This is a genomic window from Lunatimonas salinarum, assembly GCF_017811155.1.
Classification (GTDB): Bacteria; Bacteroidota; Bacteroidia; order Cytophagales; family Cyclobacteriaceae; genus Lunatimonas; species Lunatimonas salinarum.
On sequence record NZ_JACVCV010000069.1, the window covers coordinates 1 to 1,675 of the forward strand.

Sequence of the window (1,675 nt, forward strand, 5' to 3'; positions counted from 1 at the left end):
CGAGAGTTGCAACTATTATTTTAGAAATTTCTGAAAAAACAACAAATAATCTGTTTTAAAGCGTATGCGGGGGATGTAGGTTGCGGGTTTAGTGAGATAAAATTTTCCCTGTAAACAGGCTTGTGGAATTCTATTGTTGCAGACATTTCTAGAAGTCTTTGGGGAGGTTAAATACTGCCACGCCGGGGTCACTATCTACGGTAACCCCAAAGATTCGTTGGCCCTTGTCATCTACCGTAAATGAACTTATAGGTATATCGAGCTTCAAAACTGCTTTCACATTTCCTAAAAGATCAAAGACAAGCAGGTCCGTTTCTCCTCTTCCCTGCTCCCTGATTTCTTTGTCAGTTTTGCCTGAATATAATCCAAAGATATACTCTGTGCCTAGAAACGCGTCCATATAGGCCAACGGATGGTCAGAAGTGATAACGGCACCGGCATCGACAGCCTGAAATTCCGGTATGGAATTTTCTGGCCCGTTGATTCCAATTATCTGCCCGCTTTTCTTATCCAGGACTTCCAAACGGTCTCTAAATATGCTGGCCTTGATAAATTTGCCTGCTTTAGGATCACCCATTAATTTTCCTTGATGAAGATCTGCAATGACATGATCTTCAAAATTCCCCTCTACCATCCCTTTCCACTTGCCGTAGCCTCTTAGCCGAGTGCCATTAGTATTGAATTCTACAAACTTATCTTCACCACGAACCAAAAATGTCATGAAAGTACTATCAGAACTCCAAGTGAGGCCCATGGCCAGGTAAAAATCTTCTGTTTGTCTCACTTGGTTTAAGGCTCTGGAATCAGTTGCATTTTCCAACACATATTCCGAAAAAAGCTTTCCTTCCAAACTATATACCCAGAAGGTATCGCTATTAGGTCCACCCTCAATGGTCCAGGCATCAGGAATTTCCCCAGGACCGTAGCCCACTCTAGCAGTGGCGAAAAGATATTCCAAGTTGTTTCCATCCAAAACGTGTACAAAGGTGTTTCCCGGAGCTGATTCAGTAATTAATAACTTATTATTTTTGTAAAGAAGCATATCGGGCATTTTCAATTCCTCAATGAGAAATTTTTTTCCAGTGAGCTGCTTTTCGAGGGAAGAGATGGAGTTCCATGTGAATATCTTTTCATTTGGGTTGTCTTTGAATGAATCGCAAGCACCCAGTAATATGACCCAAGTAGAAAAAACGATTCCTGGAATAATATTAATCCTTGACCAGAAAGGAAAATATCGGCTTACACAACCGATACTTCCAATTTCAACGTTTTTTTCGCTCACTTTAGGTACAGGTATATACATCATTTACTCTTTTGTAATCATGGCAGGCGTCTCCATCCATATCTGTACAAAAACTGCGATAACTTGTAGCACAACAAACCCATCGCCCATTACCACTCCCCGCAATCGCCTTCTCCAATGCCACCTCATTTTCCGAAAACGGCACTTCCGCACCACTAACACCAAATTGCCAGCCAGCCACCAGCATAATTGCTACAGCGCCACAGGCTGCCATTCCTTTTTTTGAATTGTTAATCCATTACTTCATGTTTTTTTAGTTTGAAGTAAAACATTGATTTAATGGTGCTTAAATTGAAAAAATAAAAACGAGAGTTGCAACTATTATTTTAGAAATTTCTGAAAAAACAACAAATAATCTGTTTTAAAGCGTAT

At 40.3% G+C, this 1,675-nt stretch carries 2 protein-coding genes; both read right to left on the reverse strand.

Features of this window, described 5'->3' with window-relative positions; genetic code table 11:
- Window positions 1–148: 148 nt before the first annotated feature.
- The gene (locus tag IAQ59_RS21885; RefSeq protein WP_209332988.1) at window positions 149–1,282 is read right to left on the reverse strand and encodes a BF3164 family lipoprotein; all 1,134 of its coding nucleotides are present in this window, start codon (window positions 1,280–1,282) and stop codon (window positions 149–151) included.
- A 1-nt stretch (window position 1,283) separates the two neighbouring features.
- Window positions 1,284–1,517 carry a hypothetical protein gene (locus IAQ59_RS21890; protein WP_209332989.1) on the reverse strand — a complete coding sequence of 78 codons (234 nt, stop codon included), beginning with the start codon at window positions 1,515–1,517 and terminating at the stop codon, window positions 1,284–1,286.
- Window positions 1,518–1,675 lie beyond the last annotated feature (158 nt).

Coding starts and splice junctions, on each gene's coding strand:
- IAQ59_RS21890 (WP_209332989.1), bottom strand. CDS start 1,517: ATGGCAGCCTGTGGCGCTGTAGCAATTATGCTGGTGGCTGGCTGGCAA.